The organism is Chrysiogenia bacterium, assembly GCA_020434085.1.
Classification (GTDB): Bacteria; JAGRBM01; JAGRBM01; order JAGRBM01; family JAGRBM01; genus JAGRBM01.
The window spans coordinates 1-2,810 of record JAGRBM010000338.1; the positions used below are offsets into that span (position 1 = coordinate 1).

Annotated in this window: 3 protein-coding genes; 2 read left to right on the forward strand and 1 reads right to left on the reverse strand. The window is 62.6% G+C overall.

Annotated elements, in window-relative coordinates; genetic code table 11:
• The coding region (locus tag KDH09_11730; protein MCB0220357.1) for a DUF4153 domain-containing protein at positions 1-1,881 on the forward strand (1,881 nt) is incomplete at its 5' end.
• Here the strand turns inward: KDH09_11730 and KDH09_11735 are convergent.
• The gene (locus KDH09_11735) at positions 1,868-2,326 is read right to left on the reverse strand and encodes a hypothetical protein (GenBank protein ID MCB0220358.1); all 459 of its coding nucleotides are present in this window, start codon (positions 2,324-2,326) and stop codon (positions 1,868-1,870) included. The two genes, KDH09_11730 and KDH09_11735, sit on opposite strands and share 14 nt — an antisense overlap.
• A gap of 87 nt (positions 2,327-2,413) precedes the next feature.
• Between KDH09_11735 and KDH09_11740 the strand changes: the two genes are divergently transcribed.
• The coding region (locus KDH09_11740) for a DJ-1/PfpI family protein (GenBank protein MCB0220359.1) at positions 2,414-2,810 on the forward strand (397 nt) is incomplete at its 3' end.

Here is a 2,810-nt window from a genome sequence, read left to right on the forward strand (position 1 = left end):
ATGAACCGGTTCAAAGAGGCCGCGACGCGCGTGGCGGGCGAAGCGCGCGAGGCTCTCAAGCTCGCCCCGCTCGAAATCGCCATGGGCTTTGCCCTGGCGGCGAAGTTTTCCTGGACCGTTGAAGAAGGCGGCTCCGATGCCTGGGAGTCGTGGTTCCTCTTTCTCATGGCTTTCCTGCCGGGCTGGATCGCGGTCTTTGCCGCAACCACGCTCCAGCGGCTGGGTGCCCTGCCCCCGCTCTGGCGTTGGACGCTGAGCGCGGCGGGACTGACGCTCGCACTAATCTATCGAACCTACATCTTCGACCTCGATTATAGCGCCGAGATCTGGCGTTTCTTTGTCCTGCTTCACGCGATGCTGCTGGCACTGACCGTGCTACCGCTCGTTGCACGCAACGCGGCGGCCGACCGGCGCTACCTTCAGTGGCATTTCACATTTCGACTCACAGAGCGCTTCGCCCAGGTGTGCTTCTACTGTCTCATCCTGTACGCTGGCATGGCAGGCGCCATCGGCGCGATACAGAACCTTTTCGACCTCGATGTACGGGGCGAGCTGTACGGACACGTTTTCTCCGTGACCACCCTCGCGTTGGCGCCATGGTTGCTGGCCGCCGGGATTCCCTGGCTCTGCGAGATCAAAGACCTGCCGCTGGCCCAGCCAGAGCCAGATCGGATTCATCGAGGCGTCGCCTACCTGGTTGTGCCGTTGGGGCTGGTCTACCTCGCAATCCTCTACGCCTATTACGTGAAGATACTGGTCACCGGAGAACTGCCAAAGAACCTGCTCTCCCCGCTGGCGCTGGGTGCGGGGCTCATCGGGCTCGCCGGGGTCTTTGCGCTTGAGCCCTTCCGCGCGCGCGCGCAGTATCCGCTGCTGGCCTGGTTTCAAAAGTGGTTTTCACCCGTTTACCTCCCGCTGGTGCCGCTTGCGGCATGGGCGCTCTGGATTCGCATCGACGACTACGGACTCACCGAGCTGCGTTACCTGCGCGTGCTGCTGTTGGGCGTTGTCATGCTGATTTGCATTATCCAGAGCGCGCAGGTGCTGCGAAAGCGCGAAGTCATCCCGGCACTGGTACCCGGCACGCTCGCCGCCACGCTGCTGCTGGCGAGTTTCGGCCCCTGGGGCATGGTGGAATCGACCCTGCACAGCCAGCGCACGCGCCTGCGCACCACGCTCACCGGACTGGGCGTTACGCTCCCGCTCAACCTTTCGAAAAAGTACCACGAGACGCGTATCGAAACGGACAAGGATACCCATGAACAGATCGTAGACACGCTGCGCTATCTGCGCGAGCACCACGGGCTGGAATCGGTGCCCGAGCTCGTCGAGCGCGGGAGCGTCCCCTCCGCGCGGTGGTTCGATTTGGAAGAACGCCTGCCCATCCGCATCCGGACCGCCGATTGCGAGGCCACCTGGCTGACCTATCACCGCGAGGAGAGCAACGGCATCGCCATTGACGAAGGCGGCACCCTCTTCGAGATCGAACTCAAGCAAGCACAGAGCTACCGGCTGGGCGAGTACGAACTCAATTTCAGGGAACGGCGCCTGCGTCTCAAGGCTCCGGACGGGACGCCCATTGCAGAGGCGAACCTGGATCAACTTTTCGATCCGGCCCTGTTTGCAGCGCCTTGCAAAGAGCCCGGAAATTTCCAGCGCCAGGAGATGCCGGCGACATTGGAGCAAATCAACCTGGACACACCGGCAGGCAGCAGAGTCGGTACGCTGTATCTCAAGAGTTTTGAATTCAACCGCTGGCCAAAAGGGGAGTCGCGCCGCAAGAAAAGCCTCAGATCGGTCGAGCAGGAATTCTCCGAATGGAGGTTCAACGCCTTCAAAGGGCTGCTGATTCTGAGCCCTCACACGCTCAGTCCTCAATAATCTCCGCCTCGTCAATCAACTCGGGCTCTTCGGCATCAGCAACATCTTCGGGGGGCCCCTCGGGCAGATCATCCAGGTCCGTCGCCGCCGCGTCGTGTTCATGCACGTGCGCGCCTTCGGGCGGCTCGTCGATCTCGCTTGAAGTCTCGCCCAGGCCGCGACCCGTGACATCGATGAAGTCCAGTTTTTTGAGCGTGAAGTAGTGGGTCAGCCCCTGCTTGGGGCGCAGCAGACACTTGAAGCTCTCAAGCTTGTAGCCGGGCACCTGCACTTCGATGCGGTACTGGCCCGGATCGAGATTCACCACAAAGGAATGGCGGAACTTGCGGGCGAGTTTTGCGGTATCGCGCTCGATGACGCGGAAGAGCCCTTCGAGCGGTTTGTGGTCCTCGCTCTGGACCACGGCGCGCAAATGCGCGTCCTGCGCGTGGGAATGGGCTTTCATTGCCGCTTCAGTCTAGCGCCCTGCCACGGGGTTTGCACACGCCACCCCGGGCCGCCTAAGTTCGGGACAGTTTCAAGGAGTTTTCCCATGTCCAAGGTCCTGGTCCCCCTTGCCGAAGGCTTCGAAGAGCTCGAAGCGGTCTCCGTCATCGACATCCTGCGCCGCGCGCAGATCGAGGTCACCGTGGCAGGGCTCAAGGACGGCCCCGTGCGTGGCAGCCGCCAGACGGTGATTGTTCCCGATGCCACCCTCGATGCGGCGCTTTCCGGGAGTTACGACATGGTGGTCCTGCCCGGCGGCATTCCCGGCGCCGATCACCTGCAGGCAGACGCACGAATCCGCAAGCTGCTCGCTGACATGAACGAGCAGGGCAAGAACACCGCCGCCATCTGCGCCGCCCCCAAGGTGCTCGCCGACGTGGGCGTGCTCAAGGGACGCAAGGCGACGAGCTATCCGGGCGTGCTGGGCTCGCTAAAGCCCGAGG